General features: G+C 39.7%; 13 protein-coding genes and 2 CRISPR repeat arrays. Of the genes, 1 reads left to right on the top strand and 12 read right to left on the bottom strand.

What is annotated here, in order from left to right; genetic code table 11:
• Nucleotides 1–4: 4 nt before the first annotated feature.
• Nucleotides 5–1,171, bottom strand: coding sequence for an alpha/beta hydrolase (locus CES79_RS01100; RefSeq protein ID WP_054653839.1), 1,167 nt, complete (start codon nt 1,169–1,171; stop codon nt 5–7).
• A 179-nt stretch (nt 1,172–1,350) separates the two neighbouring features.
• On the opposite strand from CES79_RS01100, the gene CES79_RS01095 reads away from it, so the two are divergent.
• A complete protein-coding gene (locus CES79_RS01095; RefSeq protein ID WP_054653837.1) occupies nt 1,351–1,977 on the top strand; it encodes an NAD(P)H-binding protein in 627 nt (208 codons plus the stop codon).
• A 57-nt stretch (nt 1,978–2,034) separates the two neighbouring features.
• On the opposite strand, the gene CES79_RS01090 is transcribed toward CES79_RS01095, so the two are convergent.
• The 11 genes from CES79_RS01090 to CES79_RS01040 form a co-directional block, all read right to left on the bottom strand.
• Nucleotides 2,035–2,676, bottom strand: a complete 642-nt coding sequence (locus tag CES79_RS01090; protein WP_089136064.1) for a hypothetical protein — start codon at nt 2,674–2,676, stop codon at nt 2,035–2,037.
• Nucleotides 2,677–2,957: 281 nt separating this feature from the next.
• Nucleotides 2,958–3,229: a CRISPR direct-repeat array (repeat unit 28 nt; unit sequence GGATCACCCCCGCATACGCGGGGAATAC).
• Between the two features lie 73 nt (nt 3,230–3,302).
• Nucleotides 3,303–4,429: direct repeats of the CRISPR family, unit length 28 nt; unit sequence GGATCACCCCCGCATACGCGGGGAATAC.
• Between the two features lie 29 nt (nt 4,430–4,458).
• Nucleotides 4,459–5,358 (bottom strand): type I-E CRISPR-associated endoribonuclease Cas2e, encoded by a 900-nt coding sequence (gene cas2e / locus CES79_RS01085; protein WP_089136063.1) that lies wholly within the window; start codon nt 5,356–5,358, stop codon nt 4,459–4,461.
• Nucleotides 5,355–6,302: a type I-E CRISPR-associated endonuclease Cas1e gene (gene cas1e / locus CES79_RS01080; protein WP_170173486.1), complete on the bottom strand. Its 948-nt coding sequence runs from the start codon at nt 6,300–6,302 to the stop codon at nt 5,355–5,357. The genes cas2e and cas1e overlap by 4 nt, the downstream gene beginning before the upstream one ends.
• Before the next feature lie 4 nt (nt 6,303–6,306).
• A complete protein-coding gene (gene cas6e / locus CES79_RS01075) occupies nt 6,307–6,981 on the bottom strand; it encodes a type I-E CRISPR-associated protein Cas6/Cse3/CasE (protein WP_089136062.1) in 675 nt (224 codons plus the stop codon).
• A gap of 12 nt (nt 6,982–6,993) precedes the next feature.
• Complete coding sequence (gene cas5e / locus CES79_RS01070; protein WP_089136061.1) at nt 6,994–7,707, bottom strand: type I-E CRISPR-associated protein Cas5/CasD; 714 nt, start codon at nt 7,705–7,707, stop codon at nt 6,994–6,996.
• Nucleotides 7,688–8,764: a type I-E CRISPR-associated protein Cas7/Cse4/CasC gene (gene cas7e / locus CES79_RS01065; protein WP_054653831.1), complete on the bottom strand. Its 1,077-nt coding sequence runs from the start codon at nt 8,762–8,764 to the stop codon at nt 7,688–7,690. The genes cas5e and cas7e overlap by 20 nt, the downstream gene beginning before the upstream one ends.
• Nucleotides 8,764–9,369, bottom strand: coding sequence for a type I-E CRISPR-associated protein Cse2/CasB (gene casB, locus CES79_RS01060; protein ID WP_054653829.1), 606 nt, complete (start codon nt 9,367–9,369; stop codon nt 8,764–8,766). Before casB ends, cas7e begins: the two co-directional genes overlap by 1 nt.
• 23 nt (nt 9,370–9,392) lie before the next feature.
• The gene (locus CES79_RS01055) at nt 9,393–11,081 is read right to left on the bottom strand and encodes a type I-E CRISPR-associated protein Cse1/CasA (RefSeq protein ID WP_089136060.1); all 1,689 of its coding nucleotides are present in this window, start codon (nt 11,079–11,081) and stop codon (nt 9,393–9,395) included.
• Complete coding sequence (cas3, locus tag CES79_RS01050; RefSeq protein ID WP_225362274.1) at nt 11,062–13,848, bottom strand: CRISPR-associated helicase Cas3'; 2,787 nt, start codon at nt 13,846–13,848, stop codon at nt 11,062–11,064. Before cas3 ends, CES79_RS01055 begins: the two co-directional genes overlap by 20 nt.
• A 463-nt stretch (nt 13,849–14,311) precedes the next feature.
• Entirely contained in the window at nt 14,312–14,653 is a 342-nt protein-coding gene (locus tag CES79_RS01045) for a hypothetical protein (protein ID WP_054653827.1), read from the bottom strand.
• Nucleotides 14,643–14,948 carry a MerR family transcriptional regulator gene (locus CES79_RS01040; RefSeq protein ID WP_225362278.1) on the bottom strand — a complete coding sequence of 102 codons (306 nt, stop codon included), beginning with the start codon at nt 14,946–14,948 and terminating at the stop codon, nt 14,643–14,645. The genes CES79_RS01045 and CES79_RS01040 overlap by 11 nt, the downstream gene beginning before the upstream one ends.
• Between the last annotated feature and the right edge of the window lie 454 nt (nt 14,949–15,402).

The following is a 15,402-nucleotide window of genomic DNA, read 5'->3' as shown; positions in this document are numbered from 1 at the left end:
AACACTAGTCCTTTCTGAAGGTCTGGTTATCAACTGACTGGTAAAATTCTACCAGTTCTTTTGCCGTTGCCTGAGGTTGTTCCATTGGCATCATATGGGTACCTGGGTCAATGGTAACCCGTTTGGAATTTGGATAAGCAGCGGCCATCTGCGCCATGATTTGTGGTACAGCGGAAGCATCTTGCGCGCCACCCAGTGCTAAGACTGGCACGGTGGTTTTAGGCGCCGTTTCAGTCGCATCGCCGGCTGCCATTGCCCGCCAGGCAGCAGCCCAGTTAGCAACACTCATGTGACGAACACATTCACGGCCATAGCGAACTTCCCATGGATTTCTAGCAATGGTTTCCGGTGTAAACCAGCGAATCAGTGAAACGGCCACTTGAGCTTCCATGCCATCTTTTTCGGCAGCGTCTGCTCTGGCTGCTAGCACTGGAAAGCCCTTTAACCCGGTAGCAATCAGTGCCAATGAACGGACTTCTTGTGGATAGTCAACGGCAAAGGACTGCGCGACAGCACCACCATATGAAGCACCATAGACGTCAGCTTGTTTGATGCCTAATTTAGCTAATAAATGGTGCAAGTCGTCAGCCAGCTGATCAAGGTTTTGCGTTGTTGGTGCCTGACGTGCCCAGCCATGGCCACGAATATCATAAGCGATTACCCGTGCGCCCGTTTTCGCAATTTCTGGATATACTTCACGCCAAGTTCGGTGATCCAGCGCCAAACAATGAATCAAAACGACTGGGAAGCCATCCGCGTGGTTATCCCAAACTATCGTTTCGTGGTCGCCCACGTTCACTAATGATTCAGTGACGTTTGGACGTAAGCGAAGCTGTTCGGATTTTAAATAAGGTGCAACTGTCCGGGCTGCACTGACCGCACGGGGATTACCGGCGTAGATGCTGGCTAAGTTGATCACGTCTTGAATCTCATCATCCGTGGCACCGGCCGCCTGCGCTGCTTGAACGTAAACTTGAAGCTGGTCACTCATGTCGCCCATGCCAATCAGCATGGCAAAAGTGGTCATCGCCCACTCACGGTCACCAATAATGGCGTTAGCGTTCAGTTCGTTACCAGTATTGGCAATCGCCCGGCTAAGCTGAGGGGTTAATCTTGCGAGTTCTGCTACTTTTTGGTCAACAATGTTTGCATCAGTTGTTTTATTTGTCATTTTAAAAGCTCCTTTTATCCTTGGATATTTGTTATCTACGGTTGAAAGCTATTTTTGCACCTAACTGGACAAATGTCAACAGTATTATTTCGATTATTTCTCTGCATCTGCCTGCCGAGTCTTTTTCACCTATTAATTTAACCGATTGTGATAAACTAAACTTTCGGAGGTGTTTCATCATGAAAATTTTGATATTAGGCAGTTCAGGTATCCTAGGACAGGCAGTAGTCAAGCAACTAGCACCGTTACCAGACGTTGACCTACGCGTTTTTGACCGCGGTAAAAAGGGGGTCACCTACCCTGATTTTGTGGAACATATCGTGGGTGATGCCACCAGCGTTGCTGATCTAAAGGACGCTTTAAATGGTGTCGACGTGGTCTTTTCAACTCTCGGACCATTTAAAGTTGAAACTTTTGCCACCCCACTGGTACAAGCCATGCAAGAAGCTGGCGTTAGTCGGTTGTTCTGGTCCACTCAATTTCAAATTTATGACGATGGTATCTCACCAGAAAATCTGAAATTAGCTGCTAGTTTCGGCTTTGACGAAGCGACTGAACGCGGCTACGTTGAAAACCAGCGTCAAGCTGCTGATATCATCGAAGCTACCCATTTAGACAGTACGCTACTTATGATTCACTTCTTCAATTACGATCAATCTATCCAGCACGCGGTTTTAGACGCTAAGGATCAGCCCGTTTCCGGCGGTCCAATTAGCATTGCTTCACTGGCAATCGTTTTGGCAGAAATGCTGCACCATGAGGCGGATTACCGTCAGGACGCCATTAAAATTTCGGCTAAAGATTAAATCACAGCTTAAAATTCAAAAAACGCCAGAAGAAAACTTCTTCTGACGTTTTTTTATTTACATCATTGTTTTTTTAAACTCTATAACTTGATTCCAATAAGGCTGTAATTCAGCAGATTTTAAAATCGTTCGCGTTTGGTATAACTGATCAAAATTAACGTAGAATAGCCGGGATGCAGTTGAAAATTTCTTCATGATGTCTCGGACGATGTGATATTCGTTAGCTGATAAATCAACAATTTGCTTAGTATGTGTCTTTAAATGCGCGACACTCTTGGTTGTTATTAAGTAGTTACCGCTCCAGACAATTTGCTCTAAAATGTCAGTCCCATTCAGTTTTGCATCCTGAATCAGGTCATTTTTAGTCCCACCCGCGTTGATGAAATTACTCAACCAGAAGGCATAGCGATTGCGTAAGAAGATATTGTGCGGTGGTAAAGCCCGTAATTGCTGTAAGTAATCAACTGATTTAAATGGGTGTTGTTTTAAAAATTGAAAAATTGAATCTAAGACGTATGCGGCTTTTACATAGCTAGTATGACTAGCCTCCCCAGCGAAAAATTGATTCTCTCTTGTGGGTTCATAACTAATAATGTTTAGGATAGCATGATTCGTTAACTGAAGCTTTTTTTGATAGCTTTGTATACTTATCAACAATTTTTCATTTAAAGAAATTTGAAATTGATTATCGTTTATCATTAAGTCACCTCTTTCAGTCCTGGAATCCGTTTATTAACCTTATTTCGAAAAAATCTTATATTTATAAAAAATATAATCCGTGCCGTCTTAATAACTAGGTAAAAACGCGGAGAATAACAGATTTGTTGCTCATCCGACTCATCTGAACAAGATTACTCCCGTTTGTATGGGGAACACGAAATTTTCTATACTGGAAACACATAAGTAATATGTCGCTTTAAATGGATATTAAAGGCAGTGGAAAATAATCGGAAATACGTAGTTAGGCACGTTCTTTAATAGAATCACCCCCACATACGTGGGGAATACGGATTGTTGACCATCTTGGGTGTTTGATCAACGGGATTACCCCCGCATACGCGGGGAATACAAAAGCCAACCTAAGATTTATTCTGATCTTAGAGGATCACCCCCGCATACGCGGGGAATACTTCGACTTTTTCCATAGTATCAATCATTTTTAAGGATCACCCCCGCATACGCGGGGAATACTGTCGTTTAAAATTAAAAGTCGAGTACAAATTAGGATCACCCCCGCATACGCGGGGAATACAATAAGTCTATAACGCTGTCACTTGTATACGCGGGGAATACGTACTTTAAATTTGAGCAAAAACGTAAAGTTTGGGATCACCCCCGCATACGCGGGGAATACTCTTCATAGTCGTCACTTAACCGAAATAGTGCGGGATCACCCCCGCATACGCGGGGAATACACGCTCCAACCCGTGCGCTTGCTTACAAGTGCAGGATCACCCCCGCATACGCGGGGAATACTCATCAAGGCTATTCGGGTATTCACGTGTCCCAGGATCACCCCCGCATACGCGGGGAATACTATTTCATCTTTCAATAGTGTTTTTGCAAGGCAGGATCACCCCCGCATACGCGGGGAATACGTAACTGAAACTTTAATTTTTTCGATAGTGGTAGGATCACCCCCGCATACGCGGGGAATACGAAACTGACCGATTTAGGTAAAGATGCTCTCTAGGATCACCCCCGCATACGCGGGGAATACTAGAAATCTTAAATTCGCCCTGTTTCGTGTTGAGGATCACCCCCGCATACGCGGGGAATACTTTTCTTTCATGTATCTAGTTGTTTCGGATTCGGGATCACCCCCGCATACGCGGGGAATACAAAAAATTCATCTAGTGAATCAGGCTCCACGTGGGATCACCCCCGCATACGCGGGGAATACACTGAAAGCGAGTTAATTAAATCAATTTTGTGAGGATCACCCCCGCATACGCGGGGAATACCCGGGCCATAAAAGTTTTTATGCTTCCCCGGTGGGATCACCCCCGCATACGCGGGGAATACTACAATTTGAGTCGAAAATTAAAATTGGATATGGGATCACCCCCGCATACGCGGGGAATACACGGTATCATCTAAGGCTAAGCCGGACGTGAAAGGATCACCCCCGCATACGCGGGGAATACTTAGTGTAACAGACGTTAATAACGGACGTGGAGGGATCACCCCCGCATACGCGGGGAATACTGTTTCTGATCTACTAGGCTTAGTGAGATTCAGGGATCACCCCCGCATACGCGGGGAATACCTTGGGCATTGGTACTAAACGCGCCAAACGCCAGGATCACCCCCGCATACGCGGGGAATACTGGTCGGATACTGAACCACCTGAGATGTGCATGGGATCACCCCCGCATACGCGGGGAATACGGTCTGCTTCAATCGAATCGATTCCAGTAGACGGGATCACCCCCGCATACGCGGGGAATACACTAAATAAATCCCTATAAATCAACATTCTTAAATTACTAAATCACCATTTTTTATGAGTTTTTCTGCAAGGGCCAAGGTTGCTTGTGCATCTGCATATGCCTCATGTGGATGCTCATTAGAAATGTCATACTTTTTCAAAACTGTATTTAATCTAAAATTATCCAAAAACCGATTTGCTTTTTTCACTAAGGGCATTAAATCAATCATCTTATTATCTATTCCACTTTGATTGTATTTTTTAAATCCCAGTGAAATAAATTTATCATCAAACTCTAAATTGTAACCAACAATTGGTAAATTCCCAACAAATTTTTTCAGGCTTCTTAGTGCATCAACTAATTCAATGCCTTCATCCTTTAATTTTGAATCCGTAATCCCCGTCAATTTAACAATGTTTTCAGGAACTGGTTGATCAATACTAATATAGGCATCAAAATGCTGACATTCTTTTATCCCAATACTTTTAAAAGCAGCAATAGAAATAATTTGATTCTTCACTGCATCCAGCCCTGTAGTTTCAATATCGATTGCAACTAGTTGGGTACTACGCTCACTATGTCCAGGATGCTCAGGCTTTAACGCTTTTCTGGAACTCAAACGTGCTCGATGGTATTTCGATGCATTACTAAAACCAAGTTTCACAGGCTCTTCTAAAGTATTTAATCGTTTCATTAAGGGAATATCATCAAAATCAACTACCCGTCTATCTTTTCTAGTTGTTTTAAACTGATAGCCAAATTCATTTTTAGCATTGTAAACCATAGTAGCTTGACCATTTCCAATATCACGCATGACACGATCCCATAATTGATCACGAACACGTGCGCTTACATTGCCCACATATACGCCAGTTTGAATTTCCTGATACCACTTTGTCAAATCACCACGTAACGATGGTGGTACTTTCGTTAAAGTAATTACAATCATGAGTGATTATCCTCGTGTTCAGCATATTGGACGCCAAATTTTTGTAAACCCATTCGATCATCCCACAGATTTAGTGTCTCGGCTTCAGCTTTATTACTATCACCAAGTAGCATTTTCAGATCCGCAACCATCCGAATCATGAGCTTACCGTCTACAAATGCGTCCCGCATTGCTAGCCGTGTTCTAGAACCAATATCTTTATCATCACCATACTTTTTAACCATTGAAAATGCGATGGGAATTGAATACTCAGCTTTATATAAATCTGCAAAATCATACACAAATGATAAATCATGCCCTGTATGCACGAATCCTAAAGCAGCGGATGCGCCAAGCGCAACGATAACACTATAACTCAACCCATATAGTGCTTGATGAGCAGCTGTCAGTGCCTTATTAATAGGTGTTCCTGAATCAAAATCATCTGGATTGTATTCGCGACGTGACCAAGGAACTCCTGTCCGTTGCGACTCCTCTTTATACACCCGTCTGACCCGTGCGCCTTCTTTTCCTCGCAGTTCTTGCATTGATAGTTGTGAAACATCTTCACCCTGAAAACGCATTTGGTACATCTGACGAGCTACCGCAACTCTAGATTGCTTATTAGAAACCAATTTTGCTTGAGCTTCAATTAAAGAAGCTGAATGATTTAACGCCCGGCCATGAGCATATTGACGTACACCTCGTTCACCGACCCAAACGACACTCATTCCAGAATCACCCATTAATTCCATTGCTCGATGAGTCACGTCTATTCCAGGCCCCAACATTAAAACACTGATGATAGCTGCCGGAACAAAAACTGTTCCCTGATTATCCGCAACAACAATGGCACTATCCTGTCTATTTAATTTGGCATGTTCAAGGTATAAAAAGGTAATTCGGTCACGAATCCGACTTAACTCTGAAAGCTCTGGTTTTTTTGCTCCAGGTTGTATTTTCATAACATCACTCTATCGGAATAACAGTCATAAGGCCCATGCCAAATGCCTTCTCACGGCCAAGCCCACTAATCAATACTTGTCTAAAGACATCGATATTCTTAATCTGAAGAACACCTTCAAAGGTGACGCGACTAATGTGAATTGTCCGTCCTTTTTCAGCCTTCCGATGAAGAACAGGACGATCTCGATGCACAATATCAAACGCCAGATTATCAATATCCTCTATGGCTTCACTTTTCTGAGAAACAATTTGAAATCCTGCAGCATCGGCCTTTTTAAGTAGCCACTTACGTTGCTGTTCAATCGTCACATGAGGGTACACCTTACTACGTTTACCTTCACCCTGATAAACCGAATAAGTTGGGTTGGCAGTTAACCGAAATCTCATCCGCTGTCCCTCAGCTAATGAATCTAAAAAGTGATCATACGGTTTAGTAAGTGCTGTCTCAGGTACGCCATAGCGAGAAAGCAATTTAATATCAGGTCGATTTTCACTTAAAATTAGTAAATATTGCTTTCCAGATAATGGATCTAATCGCCATAAATGCCGCTTATGACTATTATTTTGAATCTCTTCAGGAAAACTATTTTCAACCCAATTATGATAAGCACCTAAATGCGTTAAATCTTTAATCCTTTGACGATTATTTAAGTCAACTTCAATCCTTGATAAATACATTTGTTCTCCCTTCTATACTGCACCCATAGCATCGTGGCCACCCTCACTATGTGAAACATCGATATTTGTTTTTGTTTTAAACTCAACGTATTTTTTTGTAACAGCTCTGAAACTAAACCGTCTGTTTCGCTGATCAAAAGACTCAGCTCGATCTTTAACCATCATTTCTCGCCCATTTGGAATTAATGCTGCATCAGCAAATAATTCTGCTTTAAAACTTGAATGCGCTGCTTTCTTCTTTTGATACCACTCAGACGCCTGCCACTTAAGTGTAGATAAAGCATCAACAGGATTACTATCAGAAAAAGTTTCAATTTTCAATGGGCCAGCGGGAACATTAGATCGCCGTCCTAAAAATAATTGAAATCTAGGATACCGAAGTGCTTCATCAATTTGATTGATCAAAGCTTCATCATTGCTACCAAGCGCTACAACAAAAACTGCATCTTGTAAATAATCACGATAAGTAACTTTTCGCTTATCCTTTTTCCATTCAACAGTTTGAAAATCTTCCAGAATCCTGCCAGGTTGATCCACTCTAACTGCAAAGGTTAATTTATTCAAATCAGATATTCGCTGATCATCCCGACGATATCCTAAAGCAGCCGCCACCATTCCTATTACCGCGCTTTTAGAGGGATGATCACTTGTAGTCCTTCTAGCAAAAGTTGCTTCATTACCATACGACTGCAAAGGTGCAGTTAATCTAATCGTCAGTGTCTTCATCCTGCACCGCCTCTTTTAAGCTTTCAGTGACTTTATTTAATAGTTCGGTTAAATTCTCCACTTGACCATCAGATGTAGAATCTTCACGATTCAAAACAACTTTCAAAATTGGCTTTTCAACCATCGAAAGCGTTGAAGTATATTCTTTTTCAAGTTTTGTAATTGAAGCTGTTACGTACCCATCTTCAGTCGATGGGACCGGCTTTTCAAATGCTGATACCAAGTTTACCGGAGTATCCGTTCGTACGACTACCATGACGTAGTTAGGCAAGGTTTTATTGGCGAACGTGTTTTGCTTTCCCGTTGGCATTGAAAGCAAAAATTGCTTCACAAATTCACTTGCGCCATTAAATGCATCTTCAGTGCCAAGATTATGGATTAATTCATGCATGTTCAAGTTTGCATAACGGTATAGCGTTGAAGAATTATATTGAATTGAACCCAGCATTGCGGCACCAGCAGTATCCTTCGGCTGTAAATCATCTAAAGCAGTAAAGTAATCATAATCCGGTTCTACTCTGTGTGTTGAAATTGCATGCGCCACCTGTGCTGAGGCATCTACATTTAATTCCGGATTGTCAGCTACCATTCGTCCAAATAACGCTAAATCTAGCGATTGGTCGCCTTTTAATACTGCTTTAATCGCCTTTTTATCAAGTTCATCATTAGAAACGACATATTGAGCTAATTTAGTGATCTGACCAGGGCTAACCATTAATAAGGCACCAGTATTGCCTTCTTTATCTACTTTTACCCCTGCTAATTTAAAAGCTTCTTCTGACTTTTTCATTGCAGCTTCATCATCCAAAGAAGAATCAACTTTTTGAATGTTATCTGCCAATAATTTAGCTGCCATCTTGGTTCTATTAGCTGAAGTAATATCAGTATGTTTAAAACCATCTCTCATAGCATGCTTCCAACTTTGAGATGAAACACGGGCACGCATTGCACCACCATACATTGCTGATTTAGGTTCACCATTATCATCTCGATTAATGTTTGATACTGGAACTGACTGTAATGCGTGAATGTCGATGTATAAATTTTGTTTTGTCATTATTTATTCGTCCCTTCGGAATTTGCTTTTTGTGGAATAGCTTTAAAGTATTTTTGTCCCCATGCCATTTGAACCTGGCTGGCTTGCTCGAAACTAACCTGAAACCAAAATAATTCCTGTGCTAGCTGTGCATAATCAATTTTTACTTTTCTTTTAGTGCCTTTAATCATACTAACTAAATGGTTAAGTGAATTAATTACTGTATTAATATTGGTTGTTTCAAGCAGCGGCTTCACCCGTCCATCTATTCGAGTTCGATCATCAGGATTTTTCCTCATGTCTGCTAAAACATCAAAAATAGTTACACCCTCTGCTTGATCACGAGGATAGGAAGCAGCATAAACGAGTTGATCTTCTCCTCGCTGTTGAATTGCAAATAATCGTACTGCGGCAAAAATAGCCGTTTCAGACTTTGTTGTTTTACCAGTTGGGCTCAAATATTTTTGATTTAAATGACTCATTATTACAGGCCAAGTACCTCTCGCTCTCAAACTAGTAATGTCCCTAGAATTCTGAAAATCCGCTAAAACTGCTTTATTAAGGTTCCCATTACCATATAAATCTAGGATAATTCCTTTAGTTGCACTCGCTATTTCATAGGTCATTCGTCAGTCACCCCTTCTTTAAATTAGTGTTTATGAATGTTGTATACGAGTCGATTTTTAGCAATAAAAATATTCAGTGGCCCTTTCTCGGTTACAATGCCACCTTTATCCCGTGGTGAGCTATTCTGCGCCAATTCATTTGCTGATGAGAAGACAAGCGACTTTAGTTGGTCTTTCCATTCAATTATCTTGTCATCACGATTATCCTGATTAGTTAACGAAACTAACCAATCTTTAAAGGGTTCATTTAAACGATCATAAAATTGTGCACCCATTTTGTTAGCAAAAATTTTTGAATCAATTCCTCTAATTTGAGCAACATCAGCTGCAAATCGCCAATAGTCTTTGGCAATAGCTTGTGTGAAACTAATAACGGATTCAATTCTCAGTGGCCAGCGTGAATTTTCATTAGTATCAAATAAAACATCCGCATTAATCGACATATCATCATACACTTCCGCCACAGGTGCTTGAGACGTTGCATTGCCATCACTAATAAGTGCCACCGAAGTTAATGTAATTAGCCTATCAGGGTCAATGCATTCGGCTTCTTTAAGTGTATTGAGCCATGAAACAATTCCTGGTTCATGATGATCATTTGCTTGGTCAGCGTTAATATAATCACCAAAATGACGCCACATTGCAATACCAAGTGAACGAGTCCCCTTAACAGCTGGCTTAAAAACATCGTCACCGCCTTTAGAAGCCTTGATATCTTTTTTCCACACAGTCATTGGTTCAAGCCACATATTTTCATTACTAAACATCGGTATACCAGCACTAAAAATGGTTGGTTCATCATTTTCATCCCATTTAATGTGCAAAATTCTGGACCACGCCGTATATAGAAAAGCCAAATTATCTGGCGCTATTTCTTTTTTTCGTTCTTCTACATAAGCAGTAACACTTTTATATTCCCAAACCGGTTTCTGTGCTTGATAGTGTTCTTCATCAGCAAGAACCAAATTCAACATTAAGGTTTCAAATAATGATTTACCCTTCGCAAAAACTGGATTTAACCGATAAACCCATCCTGCTGGATTAGAAAATTTTTCTTCTGTTTGAACTTTAGTTTTATCTGTAACACCGGTAAAATTTTGATAGGTAATCAACCATCTTGTTAATTCCGACAAACTCAGACGATTCTTAAATGTATCTGATTTTGGCGTAAAAATAGCTGGTGTATTACCACTTTCGGAAATTTGTCGATTCAATTGCTTTACAGCAACTGTCCCAGTCCCAGTGGCAACATACTTTTTTTTAGGGACAAAACTATCGTATTCTTCTTCAGTCACCTGATAAAATGCTTGATCACCAAATAAATTGAATCGACTTTGATTTTTATCCAAATATTGCGTAATAATTTTCGAAAATTTACCAGACTTATACAAATTTCCCCAAGTCTGAAATAAATCTTCTACATCAAAATCATCCTCGTCTACCGGTGTATTCACATGAAATGTTTCCGAATCAATGTTTACCCATTCATAAGGTTCACCATTCATATCAAAACGTGAATATACAGTATGCAAAATTGCCAGTAAAAATCGCATTATTGCTAAATCTTGGGCTCGCATATCCCCAGCTAATTGCCGATATTGATGTGCGTTATTGAAACATTCAATCAGCGATACTGTTTTCAATGAATCTGTCTTAGTTTCAATTACATTAATCCATGGATCTGCTACCAAATTAAACTGTTTTTTTGACATCATCGTCCTCCTCTTTAAAGTGCAGGCCATATATCGAAGAATAATTAAACTGATTATCTCCCAAATATCCGCAAAAATTTTCATCTACCGTTAGTGCAAGTGCGCCTTTAAGCCACTTATCTTGTTGCCACCCCGGAAATTTTTTAGCTGTAAATTTTTCTAATAACTCGATATAGGTATTAATTGGTTGAGTTCGTCCTGAAGGCAATCGAATTAATTGTTCCGCAACTTCTCTTGACTGACAGTCTTCAATTGAGCGACCATCCAACAGAAATATTCCATTATTAGTATGTTGCAGCAATATAACTTCCAATGATTCTTTAATATCTCTAACTGCCGCTGCAGCTTTTTGATCACTGCCACTCACATCTGAAGTAGAACGATTTAACCACTTATATAAAGTATGGTGTGCATCAGATTTAGGATCCGCAATTTGAAAAGCACGTGCTTTAACCTTCTCTTTTGCTAAATTCTGTTCAAACTTTGCCTTGGCCTTTTCGATACCCTTAATTTGGGGATCTAATTGATCATCATAGACAGCCTGAACAAGATTAGACACATCCTTGGGTTCTTCAATCGTTTCTTTTAAGAAATAATCCGTCTTCATCAACAAGTACTTACCATAAACTGTTTCACTACCATCTTCATATTCACCCATAGACTCAATACCCATTATGTAAAGTCTGGGTATCTGTAAAGCTTCCGGTCGAGAAATATTGTGTCGATGGAGTCGCCCTGCACGCTGTAATATCAAATCCATCGGGGCTATATCTGTAAAGAGAATATCAAAATCAATATCAAGTGATTGCTCCAAAACTTGAGTTCCAATGATAATCATTTTATCTGGACGCTTACCATTCTTCCCAATAGCATTCTGCAATTCAGTTTCTTTAGCAGCTCTATCTGGTGCTAAAAATGCCGAATGTAAAACCATTAACTTAATTTCTTTTGGAACAAGATTGGCAAGCTCCTGTGCTCTACCAACCGTATTAACAATTACCCCGGCGATTCCACCATCTTTTATCGAATTTAAAACCGTTTCAATGAGTGTACTGTCATCCTCATTAATTCTGGTAACTTGAATTTGAAGAGGCTTTTGATCTGATACACCAGGAAATTTAGAGATTTGCTCGACTTGATCACCATCCAACATAGTTACCAATGGATACGCTTGCGTTTTGACCCAATCAGGCAATAAATCGTATGAAGTTTTTAGCGCTTTCATTTTTTTACCGTATTTACCATGATAATAAGCGTTTATTAAGTCTTTCCTTTTTTGTTTTGGAAGTGTTGCTGACAGAATAATAATTGGGACATGATAAACACCTAGCCATTCAATGGCCTTGTACAAATACTGATTCATGTAGGAATCGTAGGCATGAACTTCGTCAATGACAACCACTTTTTCACTAAAGCCTAAATGTCGTAAGAAAAGATGCTTTTGTTTCAATCCCATCAATAAAAGATTATCTATTGTACCAACTACGAATTTCGATAATATTGACTTTTTCCCACTAAACCAGTCATTAACAACCACGCCACCTGAATCATCAACGTTAGAAGCGTTAGGTAAATCTTTAAACGACTCATTAAATTGGGCTTTACCGTGCATCAATTTGATGGGAAAATGTTCATCCTGATCTTTTGCCAGCTCATTTAGCCAGTCCTGCACGCGATCAAACATCGCGTTTGAAGTTGCCTGAGTTGGCAACCCAATAAATAATCCAGGATGTTGAGTCTTATAGGCTAATTGTTCAGTTGAAAGCAAGGCCATTTCTGTCTTACCTACTCCAGTTGGTGCTTCAATAATCATCATTCCAAGATCTTTTGCTTCACTAACTGCATCAATCAAGGCTGCTTGTACTGGTCGAGGTTTAAATCCCCAACGCCGCTCATAAAGATCAGCATCACTTTGAACTTTTGGGGGATACCAATGTCCACCTAAATCCCAAGTATTCATCGCGGACTCAAATCGTGATTCCAAATCAATATCATTTAAAGATTCATCAATTGAAATCAAAGAAAACAATGGTTTTGTTTGATCATAACCAAGAAATTCACTTGATGCTAACCAATCAGCAGTAATTAGCAACCCTTCCAGAATAACTGCTTGAGGTTGAGTAACCGTTGGAATATCCGTCACCGCCTGATAACCGATACGACTCATTCCATAGTCAAATAGCTGATTTTGAACTTCTTTCCAATTTTTTTGGACACCTAAATCATTGTCATTTTGAAGGTAATTAGAAGTAAATTCTTCAATCTGACTATAATTAGTCTCATTTCCTGCATCACCATGATGCCCAGCAATAATTGATCTAACTGACTTAGGAACTTTATGAATTTTAAGCAGTTCTGCTCCAGCCAAGGCGTGCGGCGATTTTTTATAATCAGAAAGTAAAATTTTCTCTTTGTCTTCATCTAAATTGGAGAATCCATCACGAATTAATTTTTCAACCAAAGCTCCGTCTAATTCTTTCCCACCATCGAAGGATGGCTTTACCTGGAATGCCGGAATACTTTTTCCCACATCGTGAAAGAAGCCCAAAAATTTAACCAATTTTTGCAGCTTTTCCTCAGACATGGACGTTGTTAAAAATTTTTTTGTACCAGAGCTTAACCATGTATTAAATAAAAAGTTAATTGTCTTTTCAGTGTCAATTAAATGTGCCAGTAGCGGTAGCCATAGTTGTTTTCCTTCCACTGTTTTCTTTTTTGCCCATAAATCAAGTGTTTTTTGACTTAAATTTTCTAATTCTATGCTCAATAAATTCACCTCCATTCTTTTACATTTTTCATAATATCATAATTCCTTTTAAATTAATATAGTTTCAAACAATTCAATGTTTATATTTTATTATTTAAAGCTGTACTTTTAAAATGATTCACCCCCGCACATGCGGGGAATACTAATTTATTATCCTATTGTCCAACAATTCAATTGGATCAACCCGCTTCAGCTGGGAATAAAAGCTTTAATTTGAACCTTGAACTCAAATAACTAGTTCATTATATCATGGTTCTTGTCCATCAAAAATTTTAATGTGTACTGCTATTGCAAAAATCATTACCCACTTTCTATACAGAAAAATAAGATCCGCATAACAAGTATCATCGGTAACGTACAAAATCATCCGCTGTATATGTCATATAAAAAGCACAGAAATAAAGTGACTTTCATATGCAGAGAATAACTAATTAACCAATGTGATATTTTTTAATTGATGGAATCACCCTTGCATATACGGGGATACTTCCATCTCGCGGTCTTCCACCAAGTTCAGTAGTTCATTGATATTGTCCACAGCAACGTCATCACGCTTTAATAGACCGTTAGCATTATACTGTAGCCGTTTGTACTCTGCACCACCTTTTAACCGGTCACGCCACTTCTGAGACTGCTCGCGCCGGTATTGCTTAGTTTTCGAGGGTGCTACGGTGCCACGTGGCCGTAACCGGTACTCATCTAGTCGGTCTTGCCATGCTTCTTCATTAAATCCGGGCTGTTTAGATGCTCGTTTCATCTGCATCCACAAACTTTTATACTGTTTCCGCCGATCTTCATTGTCCATTCTTTAGCTCCTCTTTCCGGTCAATCAGTTTTTGCTTGTACCTCGCTAAATCGGTACTAGTTGCTCGTGAAATAAACATTCGTGCTTCCGTCATTATCGCATTAAGTCGGTACTGTTTTTTAGACTTTTCGGGATTAATTAGGCTTTCTGCACGACTAATATCCCTTGTGGTATAGTACTTCCGGCCGGCTGTCGAAGTCATTCTCGGTTTTAATTTTCCACTATCTTGCCACTCGCTGAGCTGCTTTTTAGTCACACCCAATTTATTTGCAAATTCCTGCGGCCTCATCGTCATTCTTGCCACTTTAATAGTGCCTCCTTTGGTTCCCATAATCCATCAGTTGCCCACGAACAAACAAAATAACCCCATTATAGCTAATAGCAGTAATAAAAAGGTGTATCTCCAACAGTAAACGGTGCTGATAACATAGACTATCGTGAACATTACCACTCGCTTAAAACACAAGATACTCATAAGTTTTCTTACATTCCGACTGTTAGCTAATTATCCAACTACTTAATTCTTTCAACCTATAATACATACAGTGACCCATACCTATGCGGTCATAATCAAGCACTTGGTAAAACATACAACAAAATGATCAAATTCTTTTTTATGTTTTCAAAGCGTTGTAAACGTAGTTGTAAAACAGATTATACAAATCTACTTTTCACAAATCTTTTTATCATTTGAAAAGCCCTTAATCGTTTCATCTTCTCGGTTATTTTCTTATTATAATACTATGTAT

Origin of the sequence: Secundilactobacillus silagei JCM 19001, from assembly GCF_002217945.1 — a bacterium.
Taxonomy (GTDB): Bacteria; Bacillota; Bacilli; order Lactobacillales; family Lactobacillaceae; genus Secundilactobacillus; species Secundilactobacillus silagei.
The sequence above is the reverse complement of the archived record's forward strand: the minus strand, read 5'-3'. Positions and strand labels throughout refer to the sequence as shown.

Coding starts and splice junctions, on each gene's coding strand:
- CES79_RS01040 (WP_225362278.1), bottom strand. CDS start 14,948: ATGACGATGAGGCCGCAGGAATTTGCAAATAAATTGGGTGTGACTAAA.
- cas6e (WP_089136062.1), bottom strand. CDS start 6,981: ATGTATTTATCAAGGATTGAAGTTGACTTAAATAATCGTCAAAGGATT.
- cas2e (WP_089136063.1), bottom strand. CDS start 5,358: ATGATTGTAATTACTTTAACGAAAGTACCACCATCGTTACGTGGTGAT.
- casB (WP_054653829.1), bottom strand. CDS start 9,369: ATGACCTATGAAATAGCGAGTGCAACTAAAGGAATTATCCTAGATTTA.
- CES79_RS01100 (WP_054653839.1), bottom strand. CDS start 1,171: ATGACAAATAAAACAACTGATGCAAACATTGTTGACCAAAAAGTAGCA.
- CES79_RS01090 (WP_089136064.1), bottom strand. CDS start 2,676: ATGATAAACGATAATCAATTTCAAATTTCTTTAAATGAAAAATTGTTG.
- CES79_RS01055 (WP_089136060.1), bottom strand. CDS start 11,081: ATGTCAAAAAAACAGTTTAATTTGGTAGCAGATCCATGGATTAATGTA.
- CES79_RS01045 (WP_054653827.1), bottom strand. CDS start 14,653: ATGGACAATGAAGATCGGCGGAAACAGTATAAAAGTTTGTGGATGCAG.
- CES79_RS01095 (WP_054653837.1), top strand. CDS start 1,351: ATGAAAATTTTGATATTAGGCAGTTCAGGTATCCTAGGACAGGCAGTA.
- cas7e (WP_054653831.1), bottom strand. CDS start 8,764: ATGACAAAACAAAATTTATACATCGACATTCACGCATTACAGTCAGTT.
- cas1e (WP_170173486.1), bottom strand. CDS start 6,302: ATGAAAATACAACCTGGAGCAAAAAAACCAGAGCTTTCAGAGTTAAGT.
- cas5e (WP_089136061.1), bottom strand. CDS start 7,707: ATGAAGACACTGACGATTAGATTAACTGCACCTTTGCAGTCGTATGGT.